This window comes from Streptococcus equinus (assembly GCF_900101445.1).
Taxonomy (GTDB): Bacteria; Bacillota; Bacilli; order Lactobacillales; family Streptococcaceae; genus Streptococcus; species Streptococcus equinus_B.
In genome coordinates, this window is the sequence record NZ_FNKE01000001.1 from 857,616 (window position 1) to 873,166 (window position 15,551).

17 protein-coding genes are annotated in these 15,551 nt (G+C 39.0%); 3 read left to right on the forward strand and 14 right to left on the reverse strand.

From position 1 onward, the window contains the following. Window positions 1-74 precede the first annotated feature (74 nt). The 4 genes from pheA to lepA form a co-directional block, all read right to left on the reverse strand. On the reverse strand, window positions 75-899 hold the full coding sequence (pheA, locus tag BLR83_RS04345; protein ID WP_074560591.1) for a prephenate dehydratase: 825 nt from the start codon (window positions 897-899) through the stop codon (window positions 75-77). Next, entirely contained in the window at window positions 896-1,372 is a 477-nt protein-coding gene (locus BLR83_RS04350) for a shikimate kinase (RefSeq protein ID WP_074560592.1), read from the reverse strand. The genes pheA and BLR83_RS04350 overlap by 4 nt, the downstream gene beginning before the upstream one ends. Beyond that, complete coding sequence (aroA, locus tag BLR83_RS04355; RefSeq protein WP_074560593.1) at window positions 1,365-2,648, reverse strand: 3-phosphoshikimate 1-carboxyvinyltransferase; 1,284 nt, start codon at window positions 2,646-2,648, stop codon at window positions 1,365-1,367. Before aroA ends, BLR83_RS04350 begins: the two co-directional genes overlap by 8 nt. A gap of 151 nt (window positions 2,649-2,799) precedes the next feature. After that, entirely contained in the window at window positions 2,800-4,635 is a 1,836-nt protein-coding gene (gene lepA / locus BLR83_RS04360) for a translation elongation factor 4 (RefSeq protein WP_020917052.1), read from the reverse strand. 252 nt (window positions 4,636-4,887) lie between these two features. On the opposite strand from lepA, the gene BLR83_RS04365 reads away from it, so the two are divergent. Then, on the forward strand, window positions 4,888-5,454 hold the full coding sequence (locus tag BLR83_RS04365; RefSeq protein ID WP_074560594.1) for an Ltp family lipoprotein: 567 nt from the start codon (window positions 4,888-4,890) through the stop codon (window positions 5,452-5,454). A gap of 114 nt (window positions 5,455-5,568) precedes the next feature. Here the strand turns inward: BLR83_RS04365 and ndk are convergent, their stop codons facing one another. From ndk to cdaA, 10 genes are all read right to left on the reverse strand, one after another. Then, window positions 5,569-5,985: a nucleoside-diphosphate kinase gene (gene ndk / locus BLR83_RS04370; protein ID WP_074560595.1), complete on the reverse strand. Its 417-nt coding sequence runs from the start codon at window positions 5,983-5,985 to the stop codon at window positions 5,569-5,571. Between the two features lie 109 nt (window positions 5,986-6,094). After that, complete coding sequence (locus BLR83_RS04375; RefSeq protein ID WP_074560596.1) at window positions 6,095-6,334, reverse strand: type II toxin-antitoxin system HicB family antitoxin; 240 nt, start codon at window positions 6,332-6,334, stop codon at window positions 6,095-6,097. 29 nt (window positions 6,335-6,363) lie between these two features. After that, window positions 6,364-6,534 (reverse strand): NADH-quinone oxidoreductase subunit L, encoded by a 171-nt coding sequence (locus BLR83_RS04380; RefSeq protein ID WP_074560597.1) that lies wholly within the window; start codon window positions 6,532-6,534, stop codon window positions 6,364-6,366. Continuing rightward, window positions 6,524-7,186: a TIGR01906 family membrane protein gene (locus BLR83_RS04385; RefSeq protein ID WP_074560598.1), complete on the reverse strand. Its 663-nt coding sequence runs from the start codon at window positions 7,184-7,186 to the stop codon at window positions 6,524-6,526. Before BLR83_RS04385 ends, BLR83_RS04380 begins: the two co-directional genes overlap by 11 nt. Further along, on the reverse strand, window positions 7,176-7,949 hold the full coding sequence (locus BLR83_RS04390; protein WP_074560599.1) for a TIGR01457 family HAD-type hydrolase: 774 nt from the start codon (window positions 7,947-7,949) through the stop codon (window positions 7,176-7,178). The genes BLR83_RS04385 and BLR83_RS04390 overlap by 11 nt, the downstream gene beginning before the upstream one ends. Window positions 7,950-8,047: 98 nt before the next feature. Further along, window positions 8,048-8,776, reverse strand: coding sequence for an acyl-ACP thioesterase domain-containing protein (locus BLR83_RS04395; RefSeq protein ID WP_074560600.1), 729 nt, complete (start codon window positions 8,774-8,776; stop codon window positions 8,048-8,050). 5 nt (window positions 8,777-8,781) lie between these two features. Continuing rightward, window positions 8,782-9,912 (reverse strand): radical SAM family heme chaperone HemW, encoded by a 1,131-nt coding sequence (gene hemW / locus BLR83_RS04400; RefSeq protein WP_074560601.1) that lies wholly within the window; start codon window positions 9,910-9,912, stop codon window positions 8,782-8,784. Window positions 9,913-10,023: 111 nt separating this feature from the next. Next, window positions 10,024-11,376, reverse strand: coding sequence for a phosphoglucosamine mutase (gene glmM / locus BLR83_RS04405; protein ID WP_039696625.1), 1,353 nt, complete (start codon window positions 11,374-11,376; stop codon window positions 10,024-10,026). A 109-nt stretch (window positions 11,377-11,485) separates the two neighbouring features. After that, entirely contained in the window at window positions 11,486-12,442 is a 957-nt protein-coding gene (locus BLR83_RS04410) for a CdaR family protein (protein WP_074560602.1), read from the reverse strand. Next, on the reverse strand, window positions 12,439-13,287 hold the full coding sequence (gene cdaA / locus BLR83_RS04415) for a diadenylate cyclase CdaA (RefSeq protein WP_074560603.1): 849 nt from the start codon (window positions 13,285-13,287) through the stop codon (window positions 12,439-12,441). The genes BLR83_RS04410 and cdaA overlap by 4 nt, the downstream gene beginning before the upstream one ends. Before the next feature lie 105 nt (window positions 13,288-13,392). On the opposite strand from cdaA, the gene murT reads away from it, so the two are divergent. Both murT and gatD read left to right on the forward strand, forming a co-directional pair. Further along, the gene (gene murT, locus BLR83_RS04420) at window positions 13,393-14,736 is read left to right on the forward strand and encodes a lipid II isoglutaminyl synthase subunit MurT (protein ID WP_074560604.1); all 1,344 of its coding nucleotides are present in this window, start codon (window positions 13,393-13,395) and stop codon (window positions 14,734-14,736) included. A gap of 1 nt (window position 14,737) precedes the next feature. Further along, a complete protein-coding gene (gene gatD / locus BLR83_RS04425) occupies window positions 14,738-15,526 on the forward strand; it encodes a lipid II isoglutaminyl synthase subunit GatD (RefSeq protein ID WP_074560605.1) in 789 nt (262 codons plus the stop codon). The last annotated feature ends 25 nt before the right edge of the window (window positions 15,527-15,551 follow it).

Consider the following 15,551-nt stretch of genomic DNA (forward strand, 5'->3'; position numbering starts at 1 on the left):
CTATACTAAAGTCAGTACAAGTTTAACGAAACGACTACACTATTATTATACTAAAAAATGACATTAGAACGAAATCATAACTTGTAAACGTCGTAATTTCCGAGCATTTTATAATCAATGCCTAACAGTCGCAATTCTTCCAACGCAAAAGAGACCAGAGCTTCATTGGTATTATCAATATCAACAATGAAAAAGTACTCTCCAAGCGCTGTCTTCAAAGGACGACTTTCGATTTTAGTCAAGTTAATTCCGCGCCATGCAAACACAGACAAAGCCTTATAAAGTGCCCCTGGAAGGTTGTCTGGCAAAGTCAAGGCAAGAGAGACTTTTTGTTGACACTTAGTCAATTCAAAAGTGTATTTCTTTCGACCGAGCACCCAAAAGCGCGTGTAGTTTTCATCCATTTCTTGGATGTCTTTGGCAATAATCTCTAAGCCGTATTCTTTTGCGGCAGCAACTGGAGCAATCGCTGCAAACGGCTCGTCAGGATTTTCAGCAATAAAACGCGCTGCGTAAGCAGTACTCGCTGTCATCTCAATTTGTGCCTGTGGGTAGTGAGACTTGATGTATTTTTTCCCTTGAGCAATTGCCTGAGGATGTGAAAAAATCTTTTCAATCGCCTTGTCCTGCGACGTTGCTAAAAGCTGCTGTTTAATGGGCTGAATCATTTCCGCAACCGCTTCAATTTTTGCTTGATGAAAAAGGTAGTCCAAGGTTTCATGAACTGACCCTTCAATGGAATTTTCAACAGGAATAATGGCATAATCCACTAGACCTTCTTCGTAAGACTTAATCACTTCTGTAATGTTGCCAAAAGGCACCCTATCAGCGCTAGGAAATGCCTTAACAGCAACATTGTGTGTAAAGGAACCATTTGGTCCTAAATAGCCAACTTTCATCCAATTTCCTCAACAATTTCTTCTGGTGTTTTGCCAGCAACTTCAATAATGCGGGTAGCCGCAGACTCATACATGTCTCTACGCCCATCAAAGATAGCTTTGAAATCTTCTTTGCTATTATTTACAAATAAAGGACGTACATTTTGGCTATCATTTTTAATGCGGTCATAAAGCGTTTCAAAATCAGCTTTAAGGTAGATGGTTTCAGGATTTTTTGCTAAAATCTCACGATTAATCGGATTAATCACAACACCACCACCAGTTGAAATGACGTGCTCAGAATCCACCAATTCTGCTAGAACTTGTGATTCAATCTCACGGAATTTTGCTTCGCCTTCTTTTTCAAAAAAGTCCGCAATTGACATGCCAATACGCTCTGTAATCAAAGCATCCATGTCGATATAATCTTTATCTAAAAGTGAGGAAATGGTTGATTTACCAGACCCCATAAATCCAATAATAATTCTAGCCATGTGACAAGACCTCCAAATCACTAAAGAAGCTTGGGTAGCTTGTGTTGATTGCTTCTGCGCGCTCTAACTCAACATCACCCTCTGACACCAAAAGCGCAGCAATTGCCGCCATCATACCGATACGGTGGTCACCGAAGGTATTGATTTTAGCACCATGAAGCGGTGTTTTACCTTTGATAATCATACCGTCATCTGTTGGCGTAATGTCAGCTCCCATAGCGTTAAGAGCATCCGCAACCACCTGAATACGGTCTGTTTCTTTGACTTTTAACTCTTCTGCATCACGAATAACTGTTGTGCCATTTGCTTGGGTAGCAAGAAGGGCGATAATTGGCAATTCATCAATCAAACGAGGAATGATTTCACCACCGATTTCAGTGCCGTAAAGTTCAGATGTTTCTACTGTAAGAGTTGCTGATTTGGCAATGTCATCAACATCTGAAATAGTCATTTTACCGCCCATTGCTTCAATGACATCTAGAATACCTGTACGTGTTTCATTGATTCCGACATTTTCAAGCACCACTTTGGCATTTGGAACAATGAGACCTGCAACTAGCCAGAAAGCTGCTGAAGAAATATCACCTGGAACGACCACGTCTTGACCAGTAAATTCTTGACCACCTTTGATGCGGATTTCTTTGCCATTGACATCAATTTTTCCGCCAAATTGGACAATCATGTCTTCAGTGTGGTTACGCGTTTTTTCTTTTTCAATGATGACTGATTCACCGTCAGCTTGTAAGGCAGCAAAGATAAGAGCTGATTTTACCTGAGCAGAAGCCACAGGAAGTTGGTAATGAATTGGCTTAAGGTTTTTACTTCCGTGCATGACAAGTGGTGGTAAATCACGCTCAGTCTGACCAGAAACTTCTACCCCCATTTGACGAAGTGGAATCGTCACACGGTCCATCGGACGTTTTGACAAACTGTCATCACCAAACATCTCAACAGTGAAATCTTGTCCAGCCAAAACACCTGAAATCAAGCGAATTGATGTCCCTGAATTTCCCATATCAAGTTTGTTTTGAGGTGCTTTAAGCCCACCAAATCCAACACCAGTGATGGTAACAAGGTCTCCATCATCTTGGATATCAACCCCTAAATCACGAAAAACTTGCATAGTTGACAAAACATCTTCACCACGCAAAATATCGCGAACAGTTGTTTTCCCCTTAGCAAGACTTCCGAACATGATTGAACGGTGACTGATAGATTTATCGCCAGGAACACGCAAAGTTCCTTGTAACTGTGACACATTTGTCAATAATTTCATACAACTCTCCCACGGTTTAGTTTTAATTCTATTGTACCATAAAAATACTGAAAATTTGCACAACTCTCTAATAATTCTCTTTTTACGGTTTTTATGGTCAAAAATTTGACAAGAAAAACAACTGAAAGAAGGTCTTTCAGCTGCTTATCATTTATTTTTTGCTGCTTTCGTCATCCATTGAAAGTACTGACAAGAATGCTTCTTGTGGCACTTCAACTGAACCGATAGCTTTCATACGTTTTTTACCTGCTTTTTGTTTTTCAAGCAACTTACGTTTACGAGAAACGTCACCACCATAACATTTAGCCAAAACGTTTTTACGAAGGGCTTTGATATCTGAACGAGCCACGATTTTTTGACCGATAGCCGCTTGAATTGGCACTTCGAATTGTTGACGTGGAATGATTTTCTTCAATTTTTCAACGATCAATTTACCACGTTCATAGGCAAATTCATTGTGAACAATGAAGCTAAGGGCATCGACTTTATCACCGTTAAGGAGAATATCCATTTTAACCAATTTAGATTTACGGTATTCTGAAATTTCGTAATCAAAGCTAGCATAACCACGTGTTGATGATTTCAATTTATCAAAGAAATCAAAAACAATTTCAGCAAGCGGAATTTGGTAAATGACATTCACACGATTTTCATCGATGTAATCCATTGTGACAAAATCACCACGTTTGCGTTGTGCAAGTTCCATAACTGCTCCGACAAATTCTTGCGGAACCATGATTTGTGCTTTAACGTATGGTTCTTCGATACTTGCAACCTTAGTTGGGTCTGGGAATTCAGAAGGGTTTGATACTTCAAGCATGTCTCCATCAGTCGTATTGACATGGTATACAACGGATGGTGCTGTCATGATCAAATCAATGTTAAACTCACGTTCCAAACGTTCTTGGATAACATCCATGTGAAGAAGTCCCAAGAAACCACAACGGAAACCAAAACCAAGGGCTTGTGATGTTTCTGGTTCAAATTGAAGACTGGCATCGTTCAATTGAAGTTTTTCCAGCGCTTCACGAAGGTCATTGTATTTATTTGATTCGATTGGGTAAAGACCTGCAAAGACCATCGGATTCATTTGTTTGTAACCATGAAGCGGTTCTGCTGCTGGATTGTCCGCAAGCGTAACAGTATCACCCACACGAGTATCAGCTACTGTCTTAATTGAGGCTGCGATATAACCAACGTCACCAGTTGCTAAGAAATCACGTCCAACTGCTTTTGGTGTGAAAATACCAACTTCAGTAACATCAAATGTTTTACCATTTGACATCAATTGAATAGTATCTCCAGGTTTCACCATACCATTGACGATACGTACTTGAAGGATAACCCCACGGTAAGCATCGTAAACAGAGTCAAAGATAAGAGCTTGAAGTGGTGCTTCAACATCACCAGCTGGTGCTGGTACGTATTCAACGATTTGCTCAAGGATTTCTTCAATCCCGATACCAGCTTTGGCAGAAGCAAGGACGGCTTCAGAAGCATCAAGACCGATAACATCTTCGATTTCTTGGCGCACACGCTCTGGGTCTGCTGCTGGCAAATCGATTTTATTGATGACTGGCAAGATTTCCAAGTCATTATCAAGTGCCAAATAAACGTTAGCAAGGGTTTGAGCTTCGATACCTTGTGCCGCATCGACAACCAAAATTGCCCCTTCACATGCCGCTAGAGAACGTGACACTTCGTATGAAAAGTCAACGTGCCCCGGTGTGTCAATCAAGTGGAAAATGTAAGTTTCACCGTCTTTAGCTGTGTAGTTCAACTCGATAGCATTTAGTTTGATTGTGATACCACGTTCACGCTCCAAATCCATGCTATCCAAGAGTTGAGCTTGCATTTCACGACTAGAAACTGTTTCAGTCTTTTCCAAAATACGGTCAGCCAAAGTTGATTTCCCGTGGTCAATATGCGCAATAATTGAGAAATTGCGAATCTTTTCTTGTCGTTTTTTTAATTCTTGAATATCCATCTATCCTATAATCCTATACAATTATTCATTATTTCTATTATAACAAATAAACACCTTGGGTGCTATAAAAAGTTTGTAACAAGCGATAAAAGCAAGGAAAATCATCTATCAAAAAGAACCTCAAAATTCTTTACATTTTGTAAATAAAGCGCTATCATTTAAGTGAAAATTAGACAAATAACTTACTTCCACACTTCATTTTAAACTGTATTATCCTATCTCACACACTTAACCGTTGATAAGGAGAACATCATGAAAAAGAGAACAATAATTATTGCCTGTGCTGTGGCACTATTAGGATTGTCTAGTTTTTTCATAACAAGTCCGCCACTTGTCTCGCAACCTCATGTCGTCTACGCTGCAGCGACTAGTAGCCAGAAAAAAGCTCTAAACAAGGCTGAAAAATACTACAAGCTCATGAACATGTCAAAATTAGGCATTTATGACCAATTGACATCTGATATTGAAAAATATTCTGCCGAAGATGCTCAATATGCTGTTGACCATTTGAAAGCTAATTACAAAAAAGCTGCGCTTAAGAGAGCAAAGAGCTATTACAAGATTATGCACATGTCAAAACAAGGCATCTACGACCAATTATCTAACGAAAATGGTGATAAATTCACTGCTGAGCAAGCTCAGTACGCTATCGACCATGCCAAATTAGACTATAAGAAAGCTGCCTTGGAAAAAGCAAAAAGTTATAAGAAAACACTAAACTTGTCATCAGATGAAATCTACGAACAACTCACTTCTGAACACAGCGCAAAATTCACCACCGAAGAAGCACAATATGCCATCGACCATCTGAATGACTGAGCTAATCTAATCTAGCAAACCTATGACCCATATAGGAAAAACCACCTAGAGAATTTCTAGGTGGTTTTGGTGATGGAAAACAAAAAAAGCAGCCCAAAAGACTGCTTCAAAATATTACTCCCCAAACCAAAGGGCAATTTCACGTTCAACTGATTCTGGTGAATCTGAACCGTGAACGATGTTAAATGTTGCTGCTCCTTCTGCTGGTGCTTGAGCAAAGTCACCACGGATTGTTCCAGGAAGAGCTTCTTTAGGGTTAGTTGCACCCATCATTGTACGCCAAGAAGAAATCACTTCTTCACCAGACATAACACCAGCAATCACTGGACCACTTGTCATAAAGTCCACGATTAGTGGGAAGAATGGACGGTCAACCAAATCTTCGTAGTGTTTTTCCAACAATTCTGGAGTAGCCATACGCATTTCCAATTTTTCGATTTTGAAACCACGACGTTCAATACGGCGCAATACTTCACCAACAAGACCGCGTTTCACGCCATCTGGTTTAATCATAAAGAAAGTTTTTTCCATGTAAACAATCCAACCTATCTAATTCTAAATAAATTCACCTTCAATTTTACCATAAAAGAAAACTTTTGAAAAACATTGAAAGACATTTTCAGTAAAGTTTTAGTTGGAATTATACTTTAACAAGCTCAACCTGCCCATCAGAAGAAGATATTTTTTCTAACTCACTAGGTTTTGGCAAAGGCATTTTTTCAATTTGGTAAGTTTCTAAAATTCCTGATAAAAACTCTTTGGCATTTATTCTAGCTTCTTCTAAGTTATCTCCTTGAGTTCCACCAGCAAATTCGGGAAACTCAACCCAATAACTTCCATTAGACTCTTTGTGAAAAGTAGCTGGATAAGTTTTAAACATTATACTTCTCCTTACTTAAAAATCTTCCCCTAACTGACCAACCAGCCCCAGAAAAAGGGGAGAAGAAAGGCGATGACGCCACAAATGACGTAGGTAAGGCGCAGCCATTTTGGGGAAATGGTGGTTGATTTTATCCAAAAGGTAATGGCAAAAAGCCACGATACAGCAAATAAAAGCCAGTAATACCAATCAAGCGTCATTTTGTACATCCTTTCTATGGTTTAAGCGGCTAGTCAGTTGTTTGTGAGCTATGGCAATTAAGCTAAGCATAAGCGCCTCATAAGTCACAAAGAAGATGATAAAGCAATGCATGAAGTAATCTTCTGGTAAGACCCAAATGATTGGGTCAGTTGCTGGGTTAAAGAGCCAGCTAGTATCACCTGGAAAAAGGGCTTCATGAAATAGAGTGAAAAACTGATCAAAACCAATCAAGGCACCCGCTACTGCAATGACAACTGGCAAAATAGCTGCTAAGCCAAAAGCTTTTTGATGCAAAAAGAGTGATTTTTCTGCTCTGCTATTTTTCCAAAAACGCCAAGTCGGGTACAAAAGGACTAGAAAGATCGCTTGGGCTAGGTGAAATAGATGCTTAACATCACGGAAATGCTTGAGACCACTGGCTGATGAGTGAAAATCTGGCATGACAAGTCTGTGTGACAAGGGATTTGTCAGATAAGTCATCAAGATGTTGAAGTTTTTTAAGAGGTCAGCTTTTGTAATGGTCACTTGAAGAGTTAACTTGAGCCAATCAATCTCAAGAGGATAGATTAACCACGCGCCATAAATGGCTACAAGGACTGCTAATGATAGCAGCCACAACCAAGTACCAAAAGTCCAAAGTTTATTTTTCATCAAAATTCCATTCATCAAGACTAGCAAGAACATGGTCTGGTTTTACAGGAAGTGTTGGCACTTCTTCAGGTTTGGTAAAGCCAGTTGTGACAAGAAGCGTTGCGATATCATTTTGGATACCTGCCATAATATCTGTAAGGTAGTTATCTCCGACCATGATTGCTTCTTCACGTTTAACGCCAAGAACATCCAAGGCTTTGTTCATGATAATAGCATTTGGTTTTCCGATGTAGACTGGTTTCACACGTGTAGCAACTTCCAAAAGATTGTTAATTGCACCAGCTCCTGGCATCAAGCCACGTTCTGTTGGAATGTTCAAGTCTGGGTTTGTTCCAATAAAGACAGCTCCTTTTTGAATAGCCAATGTCGCTACTGCTAATTTTTCATAGGTTAAATCAGTATCAAGTCCTACAACAACATAGGCTGGATTTTCAGTGTCTTCAACATAACCTGCTTCAGCAATCGCTGTTTTCAAACCAGTTTCGCCAATCACGTAAACCGTTTTGCCACGATTCAAATCGTTCATGTAATCAATCGTCGCCATTGTTGCAGTGTAAATGGTATTAAGCGGTGTGTGAACGTTGAATTGTGTTGCAAGCATTTCTTGGACTTTTTCAGGTGTACGTGTTGAATTATTAGTCACCAAAACATAGGGAATATTTCTTTCTTGAAGACGTTGAATAAAACGTTCTCCAGCAGGAATACGGTCTTTTCCTTTATAAATCGTTCCGTCTAAGTCAATTAAATAGCCTTTGTAAGTCATTTTTCCTCCAATATAAATAGTAAATGACCTTTCTGATACCAGTTAAAAGGTCATTACTCATACTTCTTTCCTTAATTATTTTAAAAATAGCAGAGCTTTTATTTTGCTTTCCATTCTATGCGTGCTTGAGCTCGAAGAGCTCCTTGTGTGACAATTTCATGTTTGGTTGTCAAGCCAACACGTTCAACACGTGACTTGATGTCATGACCATATTGAACTTCTTTCACATATTTCAAATTAATGTGATGTGGAATGTATTTTTCCAAAAAGTTAACGTCTAAAACATCATACATCCATTCAAGGTATTTACTGTTATTGACATGTCCATTCAAATCAAGGTCAAAGAAACGCACATGATAAAGAGTTTCTTCTGGATTTTCCAAACCTTCATAACGAGGACCACGGTAGATTTTTTTCACTTTTTCAACTTGGTAAACATCGACAATATCATCGACAACAGGATGTACTTTGCGGGTGTCATAATCCATCAAAACAAAGGTTGAATGAATGGTCAAAATCTTCTCACCATCTTGACCGTAGACATTAAAATCACGGTAACAAAAGAGCTTGTTATAAGCTGTTGGCACCGTCTCGATTACAATATTTTCGGTATATTTAGGCAAGCGGTCGATCTCAATAGCGTATTCTGTGATAATCCAGACAAGATTATAAGTTTGAAAAACATACTCGTCACTCATTCCAAGACTTAACGATTGCTTGCCAGAAACCTGCAAAACAAGCGATAAGAGTTGTGATAATTTCATATTTTGATTAATATCACTTTCATAAAAAGGTACTTGATATTTTTCTTGATAACTTAATCCCATCTTTTTTACTCCAATATAAATCTCTCTGCGACTGTGTCTCCCAAAAACAGTCCTTTTTTGGTCATGCGTACCACCTTATCATCTGGAACCAATAGGCCCTGCTGACAAAGGTCTCTCACAATTTGACCATAACGTTCTTCAAAAGACAAGCCGAATTTTTCTTCAAATCTGGCGATAGAAACACCTGATTTTTTACGTAATCCTAAGAACAATTCTTCTTCCATCATCTCATCTTTTGTCAATTTTTCTTCTGATAATCTAGCATTACCTTGGGCAACTGCTTTAAGATAATGCTGAATTGGCCCTCGATTACGATAACGGACGCCATTTAAATAGCCAGAAGCTCCTGCTCCCACACCAAAATACTCTGCATTATCCCAATACATCAAATTATGACGGCTTTCAAAACCTGGTTTGGTGAAGTTTGAAATTTCATAGTGCTCAAAGCCATTAGCTTCTAACTCTGAAATAATGTATTCAAACATCTCCGCTTCCAAGTCTTCTTTAGGCAACTGCAGATTTCCACGACGCATTTTGTTCATGAAGACCGTGTGATGTTCCAAAATCAAGCTATAAAGACTCAAGTGTGGAATATCAAGAGCAATCGCCTTAGCCACATTTTCCTTGACATCTTCCATAGTCTGACCAGGAAGAGCATAAATCAAGTCAATTGAAATGTTATGAAAACCAGCTTTTTTCAAATTCGAAATCGTTGAATAAATCTGAGCTTCATTATGGCTACGCCCAATTTGCTTCAAATGCTTGTCATTAAAAGTCTGAACGCCAAGTGAAACGCGATTAACTGCTGAACGCTTGAGCACTTCAATCTTGTCTTCCGTCAAATCACCAGGATTAGCTTCAATGGTGAATTCTTCCAAAACACTCAAATCCAAGTGCTTAGTCAAATTCGTCAATAAATACTCCAGCTGTTCTGCAGTAATTGAGGTTGGTGTACCACCACCGATATATAAAGTACGCAATTTCTTAATATCATAAGACTCAAACTCGCGAATAAGAGCCTGCAAATACTCATCGACAGGCTGATTCTTGATAAAAACCTTTGAGAAATCACAATAGTAACAAATCTGCGTACAAAAAGGAATATGTACATAAGCTGATGTTGGTTTTGTTAGCATGACGCTATTATAACATTTTTAGGTGAGATAACCAATGAATTAAATACAATAAAATCTTAGCAAGCAAAAAAGGAGAGCATTGCTGCTCAATCCTTTTTCAGTTATTTTAAATTAGTCAATTCCGATTTCTTTACGAACGACATCAGCGATAGTATCAACATAATAGCTAACTTCTTCATCAGTTGGAGCTTCTGCCATAACACGAAGAAGTGGTTCAGTACCACTTGGGCGAACCAAGATACGACCGTTACCGTTCATTTCTTCTTCCATTTTGCTGATGATTTCTGCGATAGCTGGAACTTCCATAGCTTTGCTCTTCATGCTGTTTTCAACACGAACGTTAACCAATTTTTGTGGGTAAATTGTAACTTCGGCAGCCAATTCAGAAAGTGGTTTACCAGTTTCTTTCATGACTTTAACCAATTGGATACCAGTCAATTGACCATCACCAGTTGTGTTGTAATCCATGATAATCACGTGACCTGATTGTTCACCACCAAGGTTGTAACCTGATTTACGCATTTCTTCAACAACGTAACGGTCACCAACAGCTGTGATTGCTTTGTTAATCCCTTCGCGGTCAAGTGCTTTGTGGAAACCAAGATTTGACATAACAGTTGTTACGATTGTGTTGTGAGCCAATTGTCCACGTTCAGAAAGGTATTTACCGATGATGTACATAACTTTATCACCATCAACGATTTCACCATTTTCATCAACGGCAATCAAACGGTCACTGTCACCATCAAATGCAAGACCAACTGCAGCACCTGATTCTTTAACAAGTTCTTGCAATTGTTCTGGATGAGTTGATCCCACACCATCATTGATGTTAAGACCATCTGGATTTTCACCGATAACTGTAATATCAGCATCAAGGTCTAGGAAAATATCACGTGCAGATACAGAAGCTGAACCATTTGCTGTATCAAGAGCAACTTTCATACCTTCTAAGCTAATACCTGTTGAGACAAGGAATTTTTCGTATTTACGAAGACCTTCTGGATAATCAACAAGTGTTCCCAAACCATCTGCTGAAGGGCGTGGAAGTGTATCTTCTGGTGCGTCAAGAAGAGCTTCAATTTCCAATTCTTGATCATCAGCCAATTTAAATCCATCACCACCGAAGAATTTAATACCGTTATCTTGAGCAGGGTTGTGACTAGCAGAAATCATAACACCAGCGCTAGCTTTTTCAGTACGAACAAGGTATGAAACACCTGGAGTTGCTAAAACACCAAGTTTGTATACTTCAATACCTACTGAAAGAAGACCAGCTACCAAAGCTGATTCGAGCATTTCACCTGAAATACGAGTATCACGTGCTACAAATACTTTTGGACGTCCTGTTTCATGCTGACTAAGAACATAGCCACCAAAGCGTCCTAATTTGAAAGCTAACTCAGGGGTCAACTCAACATTTGCTTCTCCACGAACACCATCTGTTCCAAAATATTTTCCCATTATTTTTTTTAGCGAAAAATTCGCTTCCTCCATTACTAATATTCATTTCCTAAGGACAAGAAACTTGCTTGTCCAATATTCTTTAATATATAGTCCTAGCTATTATGAACTATTTTTTCGTCACTGTCAACTGTACCGTCACTACAGAAGGCTCTACTGCCACGTTATCTGCTGTTAAGTTGACACTCAAATTGGTATCTTTTGTCACATTTGAAACATCAACATTAGCAACAACCTCATTAACAGCGTTAAGAGCATCTTGGCTACCAGCAATCGTCACCTGATCTTGACTGAGGCTATAAGAGATATTTGATAGTTTATCATTCATTTTTCCAGTCATCTTAACAGTCACAGGAACAGTTTTGGTCAATTTCTTAACTGTCACTTCAAGTCGAGCTTTTGACGGATTAATGGCACTAGCGAGAATTGTACCATCTGAGGCAACAGCTTGTAGAGCGACACGTCCATTGTAATTGCCGTTTAAGACTTCATTTTCAGGCAATTTAGCAACCACATGATCGATTTGATCAATGATTGATTCTGCACTTGTAACTTCTACTTCAGATATGTCGGTTGACACTTTCTTCAGCTCATAGCCTTTGGCAATTTGATTATCGTCAATGACACCTTGAACATCAAATGTCTTGGTTTTCTTTTTGCCAATAGTCACTGAGATATTGTTCGGTGAAGCTGTCGCTGTAACACCTGATGGCAAATTAGTCACCTTAAGAGGCACCGTTTGAGTGCCTTCACCTAAGTTCGACAAGTCAGCAACAACCTTGAAACTTCTCGTGTCACTATTGATTTCAGAGTCCAATTTAACACGGTTGATTGATGTTAAATAGACCTCCGTTTCATACGAATAACCACTGATAAAATACTTATCGCTATCGTATTTGATATCGATAGGCACGTTTGTTAGGGTGTGGGTAAAAGTTTCTGTTGCGCCAGATACCTGCGACCCAACATGCGTATAGTTACTTGTTGTGGCAGTCAAAAATAGGAGAATGGAAAAGAAAATTGACACAATAACCAACCAGAATTGACTATTGAAAAACTTTTTCATTTTTTCTTCCTCCAAATTTTTTGATACCAGTGCTCTTCTTCCTCATCTTTTGTAATCAAATGCGTACGAAGAATCGCTTCAAAATTCTCTTTGGTCAAGTCATGTAAAAACTCACCTTTTGACGTGATAGAAATGCCACCAGTTTCTTCTGAGACAACAATGGTCAAGGCATCTGAGTTTTCTGAAAGGCCAATAGCTGCGCGGTGACGTGTCCCAAATTCCTTTGAAATGGCCATTGACTCAGACAAAGGAAGGTAAGAACAGGCTGTCGCAATTTTGTTACCGCTAATGATTACCGCACCATCATGCAAAGGTGTGTTTGGAATGAAGATATTAATCAACAATTGACTTGAAATATCAGCATCCAAAGGAATCCCTGTAGAAATATATTCTTGCAAAGTTTGCGTGCGCTCGATGGAAATCAAAGCACCAATCTTACGAGGACTCATGTAAGCGACTGATTTTACCAAGGCTTCAACCAGTTTTTCTTCGTCGCTAACTTGTTGAGTTTGTGAAAAAACTTGAGTTGAGCGACCAAATTTTTCAAGACCTGAACGAATCTCAGGAGCAAAGATAACAACACACGCAATAACACCGTATGTGATAACTTGATTCATCAAATAAGAAATTGTCGTAAAGCCAATCCACTCGGCGACAAATTTCAAAATGATAAAGAAGACAACCCCTTGAATCAAGGACATAATCTTCGTGCCCGCTAAGGCTTTTATTAAACGATAAATAAAATATGCTACGATTAAAATATCTAGTAAATGAACAACAATAGTCCATGGATTTTCAACTAAAGTTGCCCAGAATTTGGCATCAATAGCCGCTAAATTACTCATACATACATCTCTTTTCTCTAACTAAATAAAACTACCTTTCTATTATACCACTTTTAAAACAGATTTTCTTTATTCGAATATTCCTTTTTGTGGTACAATATTCCTATGAAAGTAAACACATTAATGGGAATTACGGCTGGTAAAGCAGCTCACGCCATTCTCTCAAAAATGGGACGTGGCTCAACCTTGCCTGGAAAAATCGCCCTCAAATTCGACAAAGACATTTTAGATACGATTGCCAAAGATTATGAGATTGTTGTTGTCACTGGTACAAACGGAAAAACCCTCACAACCGCTTTGACAGTAGGCATTTTGCGTGAAGCTTTTGGTGAAATCGTGACAAACCCTAGTGGGGCTAACATGATTACCGGAATCACATCGACATTCTTAACAGCTAAAAGAGCAAAATCAGGTAAAAAGATTGCTGTGCTAGAAATTGATGAGGCTAGCCTTCCAAAAATCACAGAATACATCACTCCAAGTCTTTTTGTCTTCACAAATATTTTCCGTGACCAAATGGACCGTTATGGTGAAATCTATACAACTTATCAAATGATTTTGGATGGTGCTGCTAAAGCTCCAAATGCAACTATCCTAGCTAATGGAGATAGCCCGCTCTTCAATTCAACAAACGTCATCAATCCAGTCAAATACTATGGCTTTGATACTGAAAAACATGCGCCTGAATTGGCACACTACAACACTGAAGGTATCTTGTGCCCACAATGCCAAAGCATCTTGAAGTACAAACTCAACACTTATGCTAACCTTGGTGATTACGTTTGTGAAAGTTGCGGTTTCCACCGTCCAGAACTTGATTATGCTTTGACAGATTTGACAAAAATCACAAATACAACATCTGAATTTGTCATCGATGGGCAAGACTACAAGATTAACGTTGGTGGTCTTTACAACATTTACAATGCCCTTGCTGCTGTATCTGTTGCTGAATTCTTCGGCGTTTCTCCTGAAAAAATCAAAGCCGGATTTGACAAGAGTCGTGCTGTCTTCGGTCGCCAAGAAACCTTCAAAATTGGTGACAAATCATGTACTTTGGTTCTTATTAAGAACCCAGTTGGTGCTAGCCAAGCCCTTGACATGATTAAGTTGGCGCCGTACCCATTCACACTATCAGTTCTACTTAATGCCAACTACGCTGACGGAATTGATACCAGCTGGATTTGGGATGCTAACTTTGAATCTATCTTAGATATGGATATTCCACAAGCCTTTGCTGGAGGCGTGCGCCACTCTGAAATTGCACGTCGCTTACGTGTCACTGGTTACGATGAAGATAAAATTACAGAAGCTGAAAGCTTAGAAGATATCATGGCTTTGATTGAAGCTCAACCAACTGACCATGCTTATATCTTAGCGACTTACACAGCCATGCTTCAATTCCGCGAAATCTTAGCGAGTCGTCACGCTGTTGGAAAGGAGATGAACTAAAATGACTTATACTTCACTACAATCTCCTGCAAATAAAGAATATCAATACGAATTAAACGTTGCTCACCTATACGGTAACCTTATGAATACCTACGGTGACAATGGTAACATCCTCATGATGAAATACGTCGGTGAAAAACTAGGTGCTAAAATGACCTTTGATATCGTGTCACTTGGTGATAGCTTTGATGCCGATTACTATGATATGGCTTTCTTTGGTGGCGGGCAAGACTACGAACAATCAATCGTCGCTAAAGACCTGCCAGGCAAAAAAGAAGCCATTGCTGATTTCATCAACAAAGACAAAGTTATGCTTGCAATCTGTGGTGGTTTCCAACTTCTAGGTCAATACTACGTCCAAGCAAACGGTGAAAAAATTGATGGTCTTGGTGTCATGGGACACTACACTCTAAGCCAAAATAATAACCGCTTTATCGGTGATATCAAAATTCACAATGATGAATTTAACGAAACTTATTACGGTTTTGAAAATCACCAAGGACGTACCTTCCTTTCAGAAGATGAAAAACCACTTGGAACATGTGTTTACGGAAATGGTAATAATAAAGAAGACGGCACTGAAGGCGTTCATTACAAAAACGTCTATGGTAGCTACTTCCACGGACCAATTCTTTCACGTAATGCTAACTTGGCTTATCGCCTCGTAACCACAGCCCTGAAAAACAAATATGGTTCTAATATTACACTACCAAGTTATAACGACATCCTTTCAAAAGAAGTCGCTGAAGAGTATGCCGATACTAAGAGCAAAGCTGAATTTGAAAAATAAGATTTTACAAAAAATGCTTGAAGAA

Bases quoted from the DNA above. Each gene is read 5' to 3' on its own strand.
- pheA (WP_074560591.1), bottom strand. From the start codon at position 899: ATGAAAGTTGGCTATTTAGGACCAAATGGTTCCTTTACACACAATGTT.
- BLR83_RS04350 (WP_074560592.1), bottom strand. From the start codon at position 1,372: ATGGCTAGAATTATTATTGGATTTATGGGGTCTGGTAAATCAACCATT.
- aroA (WP_074560593.1), bottom strand. From the start codon at position 2,648: ATGAAATTATTGACAAATGTGTCACAGTTACAAGGAACTTTGCGTGTT.
- lepA (WP_020917052.1), bottom strand. From the start codon at position 4,635: ATGGATATTCAAGAATTAAAAAAACGACAAGAAAAGATTCGCAATTTC.
- BLR83_RS04365 (WP_074560594.1), top strand. From the start codon at position 4,888: ATGAAAAAGAGAACAATAATTATTGCCTGTGCTGTGGCACTATTAGGA.
- ndk (WP_074560595.1), bottom strand. From the start codon at position 5,985: ATGGAAAAAACTTTCTTTATGATTAAACCAGATGGCGTGAAACGCGGT.
- BLR83_RS04375 (WP_074560596.1), bottom strand. From the start codon at position 6,334: ATGTTTAAAACTTATCCAGCTACTTTTCACAAAGAGTCTAATGGAAGT.
- BLR83_RS04380 (WP_074560597.1), bottom strand. From the start codon at position 6,534: ATGACGCTTGATTGGTATTACTGGCTTTTATTTGCTGTATCGTGGCTT.
- BLR83_RS04385 (WP_074560598.1), bottom strand. From the start codon at position 7,186: ATGAAAAATAAACTTTGGACTTTTGGTACTTGGTTGTGGCTGCTATCA.
- BLR83_RS04390 (WP_074560599.1), bottom strand. From the start codon at position 7,949: ATGACTTACAAAGGCTATTTAATTGACTTAGACGGAACGATTTATAAA.
- BLR83_RS04395 (WP_074560600.1), bottom strand. From the start codon at position 8,776: ATGGGATTAAGTTATCAAGAAAAATATCAAGTACCTTTTTATGAAAGT.
- hemW (WP_074560601.1), bottom strand. From the start codon at position 9,912: ATGCTAACAAAACCAACATCAGCTTATGTACATATTCCTTTTTGTACG.
- glmM (WP_039696625.1), bottom strand. From the start codon at position 11,376: ATGGGAAAATATTTTGGAACAGATGGTGTTCGTGGAGAAGCAAATGTT.
- BLR83_RS04410 (WP_074560602.1), bottom strand. From the start codon at position 12,442: ATGAAAAAGTTTTTCAATAGTCAATTCTGGTTGGTTATTGTGTCAATT.
- cdaA (WP_074560603.1), bottom strand. From the start codon at position 13,287: ATGAGTAATTTAGCGGCTATTGATGCCAAATTCTGGGCAACTTTAGTT.
- murT (WP_074560604.1), top strand. From the start codon at position 13,393: ATGAAAGTAAACACATTAATGGGAATTACGGCTGGTAAAGCAGCTCAC.
- gatD (WP_074560605.1), top strand. From the start codon at position 14,738: ATGACTTATACTTCACTACAATCTCCTGCAAATAAAGAATATCAATAC.